Source organism: Mesorhizobium sp. BR-1-1-10, assembly GCF_020165595.1.
Taxonomy (GTDB): domain Bacteria; phylum Pseudomonadota; class Alphaproteobacteria; order Rhizobiales; family Rhizobiaceae; genus Mesorhizobium; species Mesorhizobium australicum.
In genome coordinates this window covers 230,008-243,904 of record NZ_JAIUIL010000010.1, presented here as the reverse complement: position 1 = coordinate 243,904, position 13,897 = coordinate 230,008, and the positions used below count along the sequence as shown (strand labels likewise).

13 protein-coding genes are annotated in these 13,897 nt (G+C 64.7%); 7 read left to right on the top strand and 6 right to left on the bottom strand.

The features are described 5' to 3' along the window. The coding region (locus tag LB555_RS22525; RefSeq protein WP_224683796.1) for an OmpA family protein at nt 1–1,758 on the top strand (1,758 nt) is incomplete at its 5' end. Between the two features lie 265 nt (nt 1,759–2,023). After that, entirely contained in the window at nt 2,024–2,176 is a 153-nt protein-coding gene (locus LB555_RS29495; RefSeq protein WP_140713833.1) for a type II toxin-antitoxin system ParD family antitoxin, read from the top strand. Here LB555_RS29495 and LB555_RS22515 read toward each other — a convergent pair. Continuing rightward, a complete protein-coding gene (locus LB555_RS22515) occupies nt 2,160–3,026 on the bottom strand; it encodes an SDR family oxidoreductase (RefSeq protein WP_140713831.1) in 867 nt (288 codons plus the stop codon). The two genes, LB555_RS29495 and LB555_RS22515, sit on opposite strands and share 17 nt — an antisense overlap. Nucleotides 3,027–3,205: 179 nt before the next feature. On the opposite strand from LB555_RS22515, the gene LB555_RS22510 reads away from it, so the two are divergent. Beyond that, nucleotides 3,206–3,472: a type II toxin-antitoxin system VapB family antitoxin gene (locus tag LB555_RS22510; protein ID WP_224643878.1), complete on the top strand. Its 267-nt coding sequence runs from the start codon at nt 3,206–3,208 to the stop codon at nt 3,470–3,472. Between the two features lie 244 nt (nt 3,473–3,716). On the opposite strand, the gene LB555_RS22505 is transcribed toward LB555_RS22510, so the two are convergent. Then, the gene (locus LB555_RS22505) at nt 3,717–4,403 is read right to left on the bottom strand and encodes a response regulator transcription factor (protein WP_224683795.1); all 687 of its coding nucleotides are present in this window, start codon (nt 4,401–4,403) and stop codon (nt 3,717–3,719) included. An 8-nt stretch (nt 4,404–4,411) separates the two neighbouring features. Then, the gene (locus LB555_RS22500) at nt 4,412–5,284 is read right to left on the bottom strand and encodes a S1C family serine protease (protein WP_224683794.1); all 873 of its coding nucleotides are present in this window, start codon (nt 5,282–5,284) and stop codon (nt 4,412–4,414) included. A 166-nt stretch (nt 5,285–5,450) separates the two neighbouring features. On the opposite strand from LB555_RS22500, the gene LB555_RS22495 reads away from it, so the two are divergent. Then, nucleotides 5,451–6,401: a S1C family serine protease gene (locus LB555_RS22495; protein ID WP_224683793.1), complete on the top strand. Its 951-nt coding sequence runs from the start codon at nt 5,451–5,453 to the stop codon at nt 6,399–6,401. Here LB555_RS22495 and LB555_RS22490 read toward each other — a convergent pair. Then, on the bottom strand, nt 6,361–6,834 hold the full coding sequence (locus LB555_RS22490; RefSeq protein ID WP_224683792.1) for a VOC family protein: 474 nt from the start codon (nt 6,832–6,834) through the stop codon (nt 6,361–6,363). The genes LB555_RS22495 and LB555_RS22490 overlap by 41 nt on opposite strands. Before the next feature lie 66 nt (nt 6,835–6,900). On the opposite strand from LB555_RS22490, the gene LB555_RS22485 reads away from it, so the two are divergent. Continuing rightward, the gene (locus tag LB555_RS22485) at nt 6,901–7,494 is read left to right on the top strand and encodes a TetR/AcrR family transcriptional regulator (protein WP_224683791.1); all 594 of its coding nucleotides are present in this window, start codon (nt 6,901–6,903) and stop codon (nt 7,492–7,494) included. Nucleotides 7,495–7,616: 122 nt separating this feature from the next. Here the strand turns inward: LB555_RS22485 and fabF are convergent, their stop codons facing one another. After that, nucleotides 7,617–8,885, bottom strand: a complete 1,269-nt coding sequence (fabF, locus tag LB555_RS22480) for a beta-ketoacyl-ACP synthase II (protein ID WP_224683790.1) — start codon at nt 8,883–8,885, stop codon at nt 7,617–7,619. A 35-nt stretch (nt 8,886–8,920) separates the two neighbouring features. After that, entirely contained in the window at nt 8,921–9,499 is a 579-nt protein-coding gene (locus LB555_RS22475; protein WP_224683803.1) for a TetR/AcrR family transcriptional regulator, read from the bottom strand. An 85-nt stretch (nt 9,500–9,584) separates the two neighbouring features. Between LB555_RS22475 and LB555_RS22470 the strand changes: the two genes are divergently transcribed. Both LB555_RS22470 and LB555_RS22465 read left to right on the top strand, forming a co-directional pair. Next, on the top strand, nt 9,585–10,697 hold the full coding sequence (locus LB555_RS22470; protein WP_224683789.1) for an efflux RND transporter periplasmic adaptor subunit: 1,113 nt from the start codon (nt 9,585–9,587) through the stop codon (nt 10,695–10,697). Further along, nucleotides 10,697–13,807: an efflux RND transporter permease subunit gene (locus tag LB555_RS22465; protein ID WP_224683786.1), complete on the top strand. Its 3,111-nt coding sequence runs from the start codon at nt 10,697–10,699 to the stop codon at nt 13,805–13,807. The genes LB555_RS22470 and LB555_RS22465 overlap by 1 nt, the downstream gene beginning before the upstream one ends. Nucleotides 13,808–13,897: the final 90 nt, after the last annotated feature.

Genomic DNA, 13,897 nt, shown 5'->3' with positions numbered 1-13,897 from the left:
GAGCAGCAGCCGCGCAGGAAGAAGCGCGACCAGCAGCAGCAGACCGAGCAGGCGCCCGCCGGCGAGGCCGCGCCCGCAACCGACGAGCAGCAGCCGCGCAGGAAGAAGCGCGACCAGCAGCAGCAGACCGAGCAGGCGCCCGCCGGCGAGGCCGCCCCTGCCAACGACAACCAGCCGACCAAGCCTGGCAGGAAACACAAGCTGGACCAGCAGAAAGAGGCGCCGGCCGCCGTGCCGGAGACCGCTCCGACACCGAAGCAGGCTCCTGCCGGCGAAGCGACGCCGAAGGTTGAATCCCCTCCCGCCGGCGAGCAGGTTCCCGCCCAGGGCGAGCAATCCCAGGACAAGACGAAGAAGCACGGCAGGAAACCGGCTGGCGAACAGCCGGCGAATGGCGAGCAGCCCGCGACCGGCGAACAGCCGCAGACCGGTAGGCAGCCCACCACCGGCGAACAGCCGGCGACGGGAGAGCAGCCCGCCACCGGTGGGGCCGCTACCAATGGGAAGGCCGCGCCTGTCCAGGGCGAGAACCCGGTTCAGGGCGAAGCCCCCGCCGACAAGAATGCCGCCCCCATCCTCGACAGCCAGAAGGATGCCAGGCGCAAGGGTCGCGGCGAGAACGGCCAGGGCGGCGGGAACCCGGCCACCCAGCCCGCCAACCAGAATGGCGAACAGCAGAACGGCGGGCAGCAGAATGGTGGGCAGAATGCCCAGCAGGGCGGTGACCAGGGCCGGAAGCCGGTAGTGGCGCCGGTGGATCAGGGTCCGCCTCCAACCGACGACAGAGCCGCCCAGGAGGCGATCAAGACGGAAAAAATCGTCCCGGTGACGCAGGAGAAGGGCAAGCGGCTCGAGCGCGCGCCTGACGAGGACATCCGTGACCGCCGCCGGCCCAAGGGCGTCGACGTGCTCAAGGAAATCGGCGACCGGGTGATCGTCCAGTTCAACGACCAGACGTTCGTCCAAAGCAACGATCGCCCGCGCCTGACCCGCGGCGCCAAGGACGTCTACTACGAGGACCTGCCGCAAGGCCGCACGCGCGAGACGGTCGAGCGCGACAATGGCTTCCGGATCGTCACCATACGCAACCGCTACGGCGACATCCTGCAGCGGTCGCGCATCGCGCCCGACGGTCGCGAATATGTGCTGAGCTATGTCGACGAGCGCAGCTACCAGGACGAAGATGACTGGCGCGATCCCGGCGATGACCTGCCGCCGATGCGGCTGACCATCCCGCGCCGGGACTACATCCTCGATTCCGAGGATGTCGAAAGTCCCGACGACTACTACACCTTCCTCGAACAGCCGCCGGTGGAGAAAGTGCAGCGTCTGTATTCGATCAACGAGGTCAAGCGTTCGGCCCGCGTGCGTGACATTGCACGGCGGATCGACCTCGACACGCTGAATTTCGAATTCGGCTCGTCCTCGATCTCCGACACCGAGGTACAGAAGCTCCAGGGTGTCGCCGACGCCATGGAGAAGCTGTTGAAAAAGAACCCGGCCGAGACCTTCCTGATCGAGGGCCACACCGACGCCGTCGGCACGCCCGAGGCAAACCTTGCTCTGTCGGACCGTCGCGCCGAAGCGGTCGCCGAAGCGCTGACCAACGCCTTCGGCATCCCGCCCGAGAACCTGACGACACAGGGCTATGGCGAGGAGTATCTGAAGGTCGACACCTCGGCGCCCAACCGCGAGAACCGGCGCGTCGCCATCCGCCGCATCACCTCGCTCGTGGCGCCGGTGGCGAGCAACAACTGACCTGCGTTTCCAGCCACTTGCAGTGGTTTCTGGAACGAGGTCGGCAACAAGGTCCCATCCCGGTCAACCGGGATGGGACAGACTGCGGACGGCACGGCTCGGGTCAACAAGAATTGTACAGACCCCTAGAGCCGGGTCATTGAATCACCGGGCTTCGCACCCCAGATTCCTGACTGGGCGTTCCCTGCCCCGTCCCGACTCCAGCGGGACGCATTGAGCCCCGCCGGCCCTCTCCGGCGGGGTTTTTTGCTTTCATATCCACTTGATGCCTACAGAAGAAAACGGCGATCAGAGGCTTGAGCGGCTTCGTCGGGCAATCGACGAGGGCGGCCAGTCAGGTGAACCGGAGCCGTTCGATGTCGAGTCCTTTTTGAAAGCAAGCGGCGGCGGCAGGATCCCCTTCAGTAGATGTTCCTGATCTTGCTGTCCGTCCTGGCAAACACCTCATCCGGCACAAAAAAGTCTCCGGCCAGCGGTCCGGTTGCGTCAGGCGCATAGACCGAGAAATCGCTGACGCCCTCGGCGCGCAGCACCTCTTCGTCGATGTAGAAATTGCCTGATGCCTCGCGCGACGGCCGCATGAAGATCGCGTGCGCGGCATCGGCCATGATGTCCGGCGACCGGCTCATCGCCGCGACCGTCGCTCCGCCCAGAAGGTTGCGTACCGCGGCCGTGTCGATGGTCGAGATCGGCCACAGCGAATTGACCGCGATGCCATCCCTGGCGAATTCCGCGCTCATGCCCAGCGTGCACATCGACATGCCGAACTTGGCCATGGTGTAGGCGACATGGTTCTTGAACCATTTGGCCTTCATGTCGAGCGGCGGCGCCAGATTCAGGATGTGAGGGTTCTTCGCCAACTTCAGGTGTGGAATGCACATTTTGGACACCAGGAAGGTGCCGCGCGTGTTGATCTGATGCATCAGATCGTAGCGCTTCATGTCGGTTTCCAGCGTGCCGGTAAGCTGGATGGCGCTGGCATTGTTGACGCAGATATCGATGCCGCCGAATTTCTCGACGGTTCTGCCGACCGCCTCGGCCACCTGCGCCTCCTCGCGGATGTCGCATAGCACCGGCAGTGCCTTGCCGCCGGCCTGCTCGATCTCTTCAGCGGCGCTGTAGATCGTTCCCGGCAGTTTCGGATGCGGCTCCGTCGTCTTGGCGGCGATCGTCACATTGGCGCCGTCGCGCGCGGCGCGCAGCGCGATCGCCAGCCCGATGCCACGTGACCCGCCGGAGATGAACAGCGTCTTTCCCTTGAGCGACATTTTTCCTCCGCCTGGATTGTCTTGTGTCGCGATCCTTGCGCGCGCCAGAGCGGGATACAAGAGCTTGTGGTGCGACGCGATGGTGACGTAGCGGAGGGTACCGTGCCTTGTCGGCTGCAAACGACGTGGCGCCGAAACCGATTTGGCGTATGATTCCATACCGGATGGCAGATCACCAAATGGCTTTGTTCATCAAGAATGTCGAAGTGGAGCGGTTGGCCCGAGAACTTGCCAAGAGCCGTGGTGTGCCGGTGACCGAAGCGATCCGGCAGAGCCTCGAAAACGAAACTGCTCGCGAACACCTGACTTCTCAGCAAAACGAGTCTGACCTGATCGCGAGGCTGATGGAAATTTCAGAGCAAGCAGGCCGGATACCTCATCGGGACCGCCCAATGACCGAAGACGAAGTACTCGGTTACGATGAACTCGAAATACCGAGCAGCTGACGGATACTTCGTCCGCACCGTCGCGCCGCCCCTCATTGCCCTGCCGGGCATTTCTCCCCGTATAGTGACGGGGAGAAAGACGCTCTCATCGCGGACTTCGCCAATCATCACCTTTGCAAAAGGAGCGCCGAGGTCGCGGCAACTCCCTTCTCCCTGTCATTATACGGGGAGAAGGTGCCGGTAGGCGGATGAGCGGCAGCGCCGACCTCTGAAGATAATCGTCAGACTTGCCCGACATCCACTCCTAAACCAGAACCAGCCCCTGCCGCATCGCGATCGCGATGGCGTCCGTACGATTGGCGGCACCGAGCTTGATCAGGATCGCGGCGACATGGAACTTCGCTGTGTGGACGGAGATGTTGAGCCGCCGCGCGATCACCTTGTTGGGCGCCCCTTCGGCCAGCAGCGCCAGCACTTCCGCCTCGCGCGGCGACAGCGCTGGCCGGGCGGCGGCGCCATCGTCGACCGTTTCCTCGCCGAACAACCCGCTATGGCTTCCATCCCCATTGGCCGCGTCACCGCGGTCGAAATCCTCATGCCTATCGGGCATCGAACGCCCTTCGCCGGACACCCGGTAGCCGGCGGCGGCCAGCCTGACGGCAGCGGCGATCAAAGCTGCATCCGCGGCCAACGGCAGCACCGCAAAAACCTGGCCTTGCGGCCGGCCCGCGCGGTCCGAAAGCAGTACCTTTGGGGTCGTGCTGCCGCCGACGCCGGCTCGATCGACAGAGGCCGCGCTGTTGGCGACGGCGTCATCGACAATGGCGACATCGGCGACCCCGCCACCGGCCACGACCGGCAGCAGATCGTCGGCCATGGCGAGCGAAGCCGACAAGCGCTCGGCGCGCACGGCATCGCGCAGTGCGATCAGCACCACGAGCTGGCGTTCGCCGCGCGCCACCTCAGGCCTTATCAGCGTGTCGCTTTCCATCCGTCCTCTCAGCTCAGCGGCTTTTCGCCGATCGTCAGCACGACGTCGCGCTGTTCGCCGCCGCGCACGACACCCAGCTTCACCGAAGCACCGGCGCTGTCGGGCCCGAGCCGGCGGATCAGATCTCGCGGACCATGCACGGCCTCGCCGTTCCACGCCACGATGATGTCGCCGAGCGAGAGGCCAGCGGCCTTGGCCGGGCCATTGTCGTCGAGGCTCATCACCATTGCGCCACGCGCGTCGCGGTCGCGTACCGGATGCAGGCCGGCGCCGAGGTAACCACGTGCGACATGACCCTTTTCGCGCAGCGTCGCCACCGCGCGTTCGATCGTCTCATAGGGCATGACCAGCGCGCGGCCACGCGGGCCGAACAGAAGCATGCCGATCAGCGCGCCCTTGGCGTCCAGCACCGGGCCACCCTCGAATCGGCCGCCGGCACCGACAGCCAGGTTGATGCGCCGGTCGATGGTGCCGCCGCGCATCGAGCGCCAGGCCGGGCCGACTTCGCCGACCGAGCCCGACACGGCCAGCACCGAGCCCTGGCTGCTGCCGATGGCTATGGCGATATTGCCAGGCCGAACGGGGCTGGCTCTATCGAGGACAGGCGCGGTGGCCGCATCCGCGGGCTTCAGCAGGGCGACGCCCGTCGAAGGATCGCGGCCGACCAGTTCGGCCTTCGCCGTCTCGCCGGAGGCCAGCGTCAGTTCGATCTCCTCGCCGGCCTCGACGGCTTCCTCGGCGGTGACGAAATAGCCGTCGCCCCAGTGGAAGGCGCTCGCCGTGCGGTGATGATACGTGGCGAAGCTTGCCGTTGCCGGCGTCGCCTTGGCGGCGATATCGGCGATGGCATCGGAAAATGCATTCAGATTGAAGTCGCTCATGATGATCTCCTGGGTTTTCTCATGCCCCAGATATCGCTCGGCAGTACGCCAGGAGGTACTCGCCTGACGGCTAGTTGCGGGTTCGACTGGCCATCTGGTCAGGTCGCGGCGGTTCCGGCCGCTCCGCACATATAGTCACGATCAAGCCTGAAAACACGGAGCCCCCATGGCCCTCGCCGCGCCAAAATTCCAACCGGACGAGACATTGCTCGACGCCTATTCGACGACGGTTGCCGACGCTGTCGACCGCATCGGCCCGGCTGTCTGCCGCATCGAGCGCATCGGGGGGCCGGGCGGCCATGGCTCGGGCTTCGTCATCGCGCCCGACGGGTTGGTCGTCACCAATTTCCATGTCGTGGGTGACGCCAGGACGGTACGCGTCTCGATGCCGGACGGCGCCTCCAGCGAAGGCCGCGTGCTCGGCCGCGACCCCGACACCGACATCGCCCTGGTGCGCGCTGACGGCAGCTTCGCCGACGTGGCGCCGCTAGGCGATTCCAAGCGGCTGCGGCGCGGCCAGATCGCGATTGCCATCGGCAATCCGCTGGGCTTCGAATGGACCGTCACCTCGGGCGTCGTCTCGGCGCTCGGCCGCTCGATGCGGGCTTCGACCGGCAGGCTGATCGACGACGTCATCCAGACCGACGCCGCGCTCAACCCCGGCAATTCCGGTGGTCCGCTGGTCTCGTCGGCCGGCGAGGTTATCGGCGTCAACACCGCCATGATCCATGGCGCGCAAGGCATCGCCTTCGCCGTCGCCTCCAACACCGCGAACTTCGTCATTTCCGAGATCATCCGCTTCGGCCGCGTGCGCCGCGCCTTCGTTGGCGTCTCCGCCGACACGGTAAACCTGCCGCGGCGCGCGGCTCTCTTGTCGCAGGTCTCGACCAGCACGGCGGTACGGCTGCGCAGCGTCGAGAAGGACGGCCCGGCGGCCAGCGCGGGTCTCAGGGAAGGCGACATCATCGCCGCAATCGACGGCCGCCCGGTGACCGGCGTCGACGACCTCGTGCGCATGCTCGACGCCGAGCGCATCGGCCGCGAGACGCTGTGCACCGTGGTGCGCCGCACCGGCGTCAGCCAGGTGACGGTGACCCCGGTGGCACGGGCGGGCTGAGGCTGCCGTTCAAGCCCGCGGCGCCTTGCGCATACTGCGCCAGGAACTCTTTGCTGGGCGGGATCGGCTTGATGACGTCGATCAGCACGCCGTTGGGATCCTTGGTGATGAAGTGGCGCTGGCCGAAAGGCTCGTCACGCAGCGTTCGCAGGATAGGCAGGCCGGCAGCAAGGATCCGGTCATGGATCGCATCGGGATCGCGGACCTCGAAATTGATCAGCAGCCCGGAAGTCCGCCCCCGCCCCTCCTCGGGGATCGTCTCGTGGTCGCCCTGAACGATGCCGAGATTGACGCGCTTGTTGTCCACCGACTGCAGATGCACGTACCAGTCGCTCTCAAACAACGGCCGGAAACCGAAATGCCTGACATAGAAGGCCGCCGTGCCGGCGACATCGCCGGTCATCAGCACCGGATAGTAGCTCGTCGTCTTCATCTTTCCTTCTCCCGTCAACTAACATACAGTCTGCATGTAAATTGAATTAACATACAGGCTGCATGTATGCAACAGGAATCCGCGCGTCGTTCCAACCGCGATCGCACAGAGACAACGCGCGCCGACCTGATCGCGGCGGCGCGCAAACTGTTCACCGAAAAATCCTATGCCGAGACCGGCACACCGGAGATCGTTGCCGCCGCTGGCGTGACGCGCGGCGCGCTCTACCACCATTTCGCCGACAAGCAGGCGCTTTTCGCCGCCGTGGTCGAACAGGAAGCCGCGGCGGTGGCGCGAGAGATTGACCGCGCCTCCCCGCCTTCGCTCAGCGCCCGCGATGCGCTGATTGCCGGTTCCGATGCCTATCTCACGGCCATGCGCGCGCCCGGCCGCACGAGGCTCTTGCTGCTCGACGGCCCCGCCGTGCTCGGCCGCACCGCCATGGACGCGATCGACAACCGCCACGGCAACCGCTCGCTGCGCGAGGGTCTTGTCGCGGCGATGCGGACGCAGTCGATGAAAAGATTGCCGCTCGAAGCGCTGACCGCGCTGCTTGCCGCCGCCTTCGACCGCGCGGCGCTCGCCATCGAGGTCGGTGCGTCGGGCGAAGACTACCGTGCCGTGCTGACGGCGCTGATAGACGGACTGTCGCGCGCCTGAAGTGCCCCCGCGAATGTATCGTGCAGTCATCGCCCGGGTGCGGGGCGACGATGTCGCCATGCGTAAACTTGTCGCCGGCTGCCACTGCCCGACCAGGACATCACGATTGCCGCAAGCCGCGGCTAGTCCGTCCAGCGCCGGAACAATGCGCTGGCGTTCACGCCGCCAAAGCCGAAGCCATTGGAAATCGCGTAATCCATCTCCATCGGCCGGGCGTGGTTTGCGACGAAGTCGATCCCGTCGCTTGCCGGATCGGGGGCGCTCAGATTGAGGGTTGGCGGTGCGACCTGGTCCCTGAGCGCCAGGACCGTGAAGATCGCCCCAAGCCCGCCGGCGGCGCCAAGCAGGTGGCCGGTCGCCGACTTCGTTGCGCTGACGGCTATGCCGAAATCTTCTCCGAAGACCCTTTTGATCGCGGCGATTTCCCCCAAGTCGCCGACTGGCGTGGAGGTCGCGTGCGCGTTGAGGTGGCGGACCTCCCGTGCCGAAATACCGGCTTGGGCAATCGCGATCTCCATGGCCCGGCGCGCACCGTCGCCATCCTCGGGGCCGGAGGTGATGTGATAAGCGTCCGCCGTCGTGCCGTAGCCGACCAGTTCGGCGAGCGGTTTGGCGCCGCGCGCAAGCGCGTGGCTCAATGCCTCGATGACCAGGATGCCGGCGCCTTCGCCCATGACGAAGCCGTCGCGCGACATGTCGAACGGGCGGGAGGCCTCCTCAGGACGATGATTGAAGGACGTGGAAAGAGAGCGTGCCGCGGCAAAGCCGCCGAGACTGACCGTATTGATGCAGGCTTCCGTTCCGCCGCAGACCGCGATGTCGGCCTCGTTGGCGCGGATAAGACGCGCCGCATCGCCGATCGCCTGGATGCCGGCCGCGCAGGCCGTCACCGGCGCGCCGAGCGGACCCTTGAACCCATATCGGATCGAAATCTGTCCCGCCGCCATGTTCACCAGGAACGACGGCACCGTGAACGGTGAGAGACGCCGAACACCGCGCAGGTCGACGGTTCGCACCGCTTCGGTGATCGCGGGAAATCCTCCGACACCCGAAGCGATGATCGTCGCGGTGCGGGCCCTGTCATCGTCCGAGACCGGGTTCCACCTGGCCTTGGCAAGCGCCTCTCCCGCAGCCGCCAGCGCGAAGACAATGAAGCGGTCGGCCTTGCGCTGGTCCTTCGGCGCCAGGACGGTGTCTGGATCGAAGCCACCTTCGGGGTCTTCCAGCAAGGAAGGAACCATTCCGCCGACCTTCGCCGGCAGGTCCCCCACCATGTCGTCCGGAAGCTTTCCAAGCCCCGAACGGCCGGCTAGCAGGCGCGACCAGGACACTTCGACGTTGGCCGCGAGCGGCGTGACCGCTCCCATGCCCGTAACAACGATCCGTCGCATCTATTCTCCTATCACTTGGCCAGCGCGTGCGGCTTTCAAGCCGCGACGGCTTCGCGAACCTGAGCGGTGGCGGCACTCAGAAAAGCCTTCGCGAGGTCGGGATCATTGACGGCGCGCGAGAGGACGACCGCGCCGACCATTGTCGAGAGAACGACCATGGCTTTACCGCCGGGCGCGTCGCCGTCCGCCTCGCCAACCCATGAGCCCAGCATCTCGAGGTATTCTCGGATGCCGGCCTCAAATGATGCCTTCACCTCGGCGCCTTGCCTGGCAGCATCCGAGCCAAGCGCAACCACCGGGCAGCCGTCCATCCTTTCCTCGCGATGCCCCGTGCTGAGATAGAAGTCGATCACGGCGCCAAGCGGATCCTCAGGGCTCGCCGCGGCCGCCGCCGACCATCGGTTCGCAGCGCTTTCCAATGCCCGTCTGGACGCCTGCGCGACCAAGTCGTCCTTGGACGCGAACTGCTTGTAGAACCCGCCTTGGGTCAGCCCGGCGCCCTCCATCAGATCCTTGACGCCGATGCCATCGAATCCGCGCTCCCGAAAAAGCCGGCTCGCTACATCGATCACGGTTTGCCGGTTCTGCTCAGCTTGGCTGCGAGTCACACGCATCATTCGTCTCCTTTTTTGATTGCGTTCATAATCTATATCAGTTATAGAGTACGAATGCAATCTATTTTCACAGAAGGCGATGGGCATGAAAAAGAAACTCATTATTGGGCTGGGGAGCGTTCTGGTCGCGGGGTTTGGGGTGGCTGCATTCGTCACGCTTCCCATTCGCACACAGGCAGCCGCCGTCGTGGCTGACCCGAGGCAGGAAGCACCGATCGTCAGACTCGTGACGGCAGTGGCGGTGACAGGATCCGAACGCGGCTTCACGGGTACAATTGCCGCGAGGGTGCAGAGCAATCTTGGGTTTCGCGTACCCGGCAAGATCATCGAGCGCCTTGTAAATGTCGGCGAACAGGTCAAGGCGGGCCAACCGCTGCTGCGGATCGATGATACCGATCTTGCCCTTGCCCTCACCGCCAAGCGCAACGCTGTCGCGGCTGCGCGCGCTGTCCTGGTTCAGACCAGTGCGGACGAGAAGCGCTATGCGGTTCTGGTCAAGAAGGAGTTGGCCGCAACCCCGCAGCGTTACGAGCAGGCGAAGGCAGCACTCGATACCGCGACTGCACAGCTTGCCGCCACCGAAGCGGAAGCGAAGGTCGCGGAAAACGAGGCGGCCTATTCCGTCTTGGACGCGAACGCCGATGGAACGGTCGTCGAAACGGTTGGCGAGCCGGGACAGGTCGTTTCCGCCGGCCAAACAGTTGTTCGGATCGCCCAGGCTGGCCCCCGCGAAGCGGTGGTGGCGCTTCCCGAAACGATCCGGCCGGCGATCGGCTCCGTAGCCGAGGCGGGCTTGTATGGGGCCGATGGGCGGCATTTTACGGCGCATCTCCGGCAGTTGTCGGACGCCGCCGATCCCCAGACTCGTACCTATGAGGCCCGTTATGTGCTCGATGGTGAGGCCGCGGCAGCACCGCTTGGCGCGACGGTAACCATCCGGCTTGCAAGCCAGGCCAGTCAAACGGAAGTCCAGGTGCCGCTCGGAGCTGTGCTGGACGATGGCCAGAAGACCGGCGTTTGGAGCTTGGACGGCGCAAGCTCGACCGTACACTTTCGGGCCGTCAAGCTTGTTCGTGTGACTAGCGAAACGGCCGTGATCTCTGGGCTGAGCTCGGGCGATGCGATTGTTTCGCTCGGTGCTCATCTCCTGCAGGAAGGCGCTCGCGTCAGGACTGCCTCTGAAAACAGGAGCAACTGATGAGCCTCAATTTTTCCGCGATCGCCGTTCGCGAGCGAGCCGTCACCCTTTTCTTCATTATTCTGCTTGTCGCCGCCGGCGCCTACGCTTTCCTCATGCTTGGACGTGCGGAGGATCCCAACTTCACCATCAAGACCCTGACGGTCACGACGGTATGGCCGGGCGCGACGGCGCGCGAGATGCAGGACCTCGTCGCCGAACCGCTGGAGAAGCGACTTCAGGAGTTGACCTGGTACGACCGGGTCGAAACGACGACACGGCCAGGCTATGCCTATTTGACGCTTACGCTGAAGGACAGCACCCCGCCATCCAGCGTGCAGGAGGAGTTCTATCAGGCCCGCAAGAAGCTCGGGGATGAAGCCCGCAACCTGCCGCCCGGCGTGCTCGGCCCATTCGTCAACGACGAATATTCCGATGTGAGTTTCGCTCTTTACGCCCTCAAGGCGAAGGGCTTGCCTATGCGGGAACTCGCGAGGCAAGCCGAGACCATTCGCCAGGACCTTCTGCACGTGCCTGGCGTCAAGAAGATCAACATCCTCGGCGAACGTCCCGAGCAGATATTCGTCGAGTTTTCCTATGCCAAGTTGGCAACCCTCGGCGTGTCGGCGCAGGATATCGTTGCCGCCTTGCAGCGGCAGAATACCGTCACACCGGCGGGCTCGATCGACACAGAGGGGCCGCAGGTCTTCATCCGGGTCGACGGCGCCTATGACAGTGTCCAGACGATCGCCGACACACCGATCGTCGCCGCGGGACGGACGCTGAAGCTCTCCGACATCGCCGAGGTCCGGCGCGGCTACGAGGATCCTGCCACCTACGTCATCCGTCACCAGGGCGAGCCGACCATCATGCTCGCGGCGGTGATGCAGGAGGGCTGGAATGGTCTTGAACTCGGTAAGGCGCTGGAGGAGAGGTCCGCGGCGATCGCACAAACGCTGCCGCTCGGGATGACGCTGGCCAAGGTCAGCGACCAGGCGGTGAACATCGGCTCGTCGGTCAACGAGTTCATGCTCAAATTCGCGATGGCGCTCGGCGTGGTGCTCCTGGTGAGCCTGCTCAGTCTCGGCTGGCGCGTCGGCATCGTCGTGGCGGCCGCTGTCCCGCTGACGCTCGCCGTCGTGTTCCTCATCATGCTGGAAACCGGTCGGTTCTTCGACCGCATCACGCTGGGCGCGCTTATCCTGGCACTTGGCCTTCTGGTTGACGACGCCATCATCGCCATCGAGGTGATGGTGGTGAAGATGGAAGAGGGCATGGACCGCATCAAGGCAGCGGCCTACGCGTGGAGCCACACCGCGGCGCCGATGCTCTCAGGCACGCTCGTGACGATCGCCGGGTTCCTCCCGGTGGGCTTCGCGCGCTCGACGGCCGGGGAATACGCCGGCAACATCTTCTGGGTCGTGGGGTTCGCCCTCATCGTCTCCTGGGTCGTCGCGGTGATCTTCACCCCTTATATGGGCGTCAAGATGCTGCCCTCGATCAAACCGGTCGAAGGCGGCGTTCACGCCATATACGACACACCGAACTATCGGCGCCTTCGCCGGCTCATCATCTTTGCCGTGCGCCACAAGTTCGTGACCTGCGCTGCCGTTGGCATCGTCTTCGCACTTTCGGTTGTCGGCATGAGCGGTCTCAAGCAGCAGTTCTTCCCGACATCCGACCGTCCCGAAGTGCTGGTCGAGGTTCGCCTGCCGGAGGGCACCAGCATCGGGACCACAACCGCCACGGTCGAGAAGCTGGAACACTGGCTTGGCGGCCAGGCGGAGGCCAAAATCGTGACCAGCTATGTCGGCCAGGGCGCTCCCCGCTTTTTCTTTGCCATGGCGCCGGAACTGCCGGATCCAGCCTTCGCCAAAATCGTCGTGCTGACACCGGACGCGGAGGCGCGCGAGGCCTTGAAGCACCGGCTGCGTGAAGCGGTTGCGACAGGGCTTGCCCCCGAAGCGAACATCCGCGTTACGCAACTCGTGTTCGGACCCTACACGCCGTTCCCGGTCGAGTTCCGAGTCATGGGGCCTGATCCCGCGCAATTGTACGCCATCTCCGAAAAAGCCCTCGAGGTCATGCGCGGCGTGCCGGACGTGCGGCAGGCCAATCGCGACTGGGGCAATCGCACGCCGGTACTGCGCTTCATCCCGGATCAGGATCGACTGAACCTCATCGGCCTGTCGCCGGCGGAGGTAGCCCAGCAGCTCCAGTTCCTCCTCACCGGCATCCCGGTCACGCAGGTCCGCGAGGACATTCGCAATGTCCCCATCGTGGCACGCAGCGCCGGCGGCGAGCGGCTGGATCCATCGCGCCTGGCGGATTTCTCGCTGATGAGCCGGGAGGGCCGCCAGATTCCACTCGACCAGATCGGTCACTCCGAAGTTCGTCTGGAAGAACCGATCCTGAAACGCCGCGATCGCACACCCGTCATCACGATCCGCTCGGACATCAATGAGGCGACCCAGCCTCCAGAGGTTTCCAAGCAGATCATGACGGCCCTTCAGCCGCTGATTCAATCCCTGCCTGCCGGCTATCGCATCGAAATGGGTGGATCGATCGAGGAGGCAACCAAGGCCAACACAGCGCTGGGCAAGGTCTTTCCGGCCATGCTCGCCGCCATGCTGATCGTCATCATACTGCAGGTGCGATCCTTCTCGACGATGGCGATGGTCATGCTGACGGCACCTCTCGGTCTCGTTGGCGTCGTACCGATGTTGCTGGCCTTCAACCAGCCTTTCGGATTCAACGCCATCCTGGGCCTGATAGGCCTGGCGGGTATCCTGATGCGCAATACGCTGATCCTGACCGAACAGATCAAGGAGAACCGTGCCGCCGGTCTTGACGACTATCAGGCGGTCATCGAGGCCACGGTGCAACGCACAAGGCCGGTGATCCTGACCGCACTTGCCGCCGTTCTGGCTTTCATCCCCCTCACGCACTCCGTCTTCTGGGGATCGATGGCGTTCACGCTGATCGGCGGCACGGCTGCCGGCACGGTGCTGATCCTGCTGTTCCTCCCTGCACTCTACGTCGCGTGGTTCCGGATCAAGCCGGCCACGGATGAGGTCCAGGAGAATTCAACGGAGGAACCGGAAGTGCCGGCAGCAATGGCGGCCGAGTAGGGCTCCGTTGTCGCAGGAGACGGTTCGAATTCTTGCCCGTTGGCTCTGCCTGGACACAGGCCAACGGCACGAACTTGCCGCTTACAGACG

What these genes read in the sequence shown, in the direction of transcription:
- LB555_RS22475 (WP_224683803.1), bottom strand. Translation starts at nt 9,499, where the DNA reads ATGCGTGTGACTCGCAGCCAAGCTGAGCAGAACCGGCAAACCGTGATC.
- LB555_RS22465 (WP_224683786.1), top strand. Translation starts at nt 10,697, where the DNA reads ATGAGCCTCAATTTTTCCGCGATCGCCGTTCGCGAGCGAGCCGTCACC.
- LB555_RS22515 (WP_140713831.1), bottom strand. Translation starts at nt 3,026, where the DNA reads ATGTCGCTCAAGGGAAAGACGCTGTTCATCTCCGGCGGGTCACGTGGC.
- LB555_RS22470 (WP_224683789.1), top strand. Translation starts at nt 9,585, where the DNA reads ATGAAAAAGAAACTCATTATTGGGCTGGGGAGCGTTCTGGTCGCGGGG.
- LB555_RS22490 (WP_224683792.1), bottom strand. Translation starts at nt 6,834, where the DNA reads ATGAAGACGACGAGCTACTATCCGGTGCTGATGACCGGCGATGTCGCC.
- LB555_RS22485 (WP_224683791.1), top strand. Translation starts at nt 6,901, where the DNA reads ATGCAACAGGAATCCGCGCGTCGTTCCAACCGCGATCGCACAGAGACA.
- LB555_RS29495 (WP_140713833.1), top strand. Translation starts at nt 2,024, where the DNA reads ATGCCTACAGAAGAAAACGGCGATCAGAGGCTTGAGCGGCTTCGTCGG.
- LB555_RS22495 (WP_224683793.1), top strand. Translation starts at nt 5,451, where the DNA reads ATGGCCCTCGCCGCGCCAAAATTCCAACCGGACGAGACATTGCTCGAC.
- fabF (WP_224683790.1), bottom strand. Translation starts at nt 8,885, where the DNA reads ATGCGACGGATCGTTGTTACGGGCATGGGAGCGGTCACGCCGCTCGCG.
- LB555_RS22510 (WP_224643878.1), top strand. Translation starts at nt 3,206, where the DNA reads ATGGCTTTGTTCATCAAGAATGTCGAAGTGGAGCGGTTGGCCCGAGAA.
- LB555_RS22505 (WP_224683795.1), bottom strand. Translation starts at nt 4,403, where the DNA reads ATGGAAAGCGACACGCTGATAAGGCCTGAGGTGGCGCGCGGCGAACGC.
- LB555_RS22500 (WP_224683794.1), bottom strand. Translation starts at nt 5,284, where the DNA reads ATGAGCGACTTCAATCTGAATGCATTTTCCGATGCCATCGCCGATATC.